Here is a 560-nt window from a genome sequence, read left to right as displayed (position 1 = left end):
TTTTACGCAACCCGCTGCTGGTAATACCTTTTTTCGCATTCGTGCGGAGTGAGGTAATTAATCGCAGAATGGATACGGATACGGTTGTACTCTAGTTCGATGTACTCGTAAATCGCTTCGTACGCCTGCTTTCGCGTCTTGAACTTCGTTTGGTAAATGAGCTCCTTCTTGAGGACGCTGTGGAAGGCTTCGATGCAGGCGTTGTCGTAGCAGTTACCTTTGCGACTCATGCTTCCGGTCATCTCCATCGTAGCTATGCGCTCCCGGTAGTCTTTGGAGGCGTACTGCGCTCCTCGGTCAGAGTGGTGTATTAATTCTTTTGGCGGCTTCTGGCGTATGCAGGCCTTATCAAACGCCTCAAGCACAAGTTCTTTCGTCATTCGGTCGCTAAGCGCCCAGCCGACGATCTTCCGGGAATACAGATCCATAACGCTCGCTAAATACACCCAGCCCTGCTGCGTCGCAATATACGTAATATCAGACACCCAGGCACGGTTTGGCGCTTCAGGCTTAAACTGACGGTCAAGCACGTTGTCATAGACCGGCAATTTATGTTTGGA

1 protein-coding gene is annotated in these 560 nt (G+C 50.5%); it reads right to left on the bottom strand.

Translation table 11 applies throughout. The annotated features are described in order from the left end of the window. Nucleotides 1-2 precede the first annotated feature (2 nt). On the bottom strand, nucleotides 3-560 hold a 558-nt coding region (locus AB3351_RS23545), incomplete at its 5' end, for an IS3 family transposase (protein ID WP_371149548.1).

This window comes from Aneurinibacillus sp. REN35, assembly GCF_041379945.2.
In the GTDB taxonomy this organism is placed as follows: domain Bacteria; phylum Bacillota; class Bacilli; order Aneurinibacillales; family Aneurinibacillaceae; genus Aneurinibacillus.
Note: the sequence above shows the minus strand (reverse complement) of the source record. Positions and strands in the feature narration are given on the sequence as shown.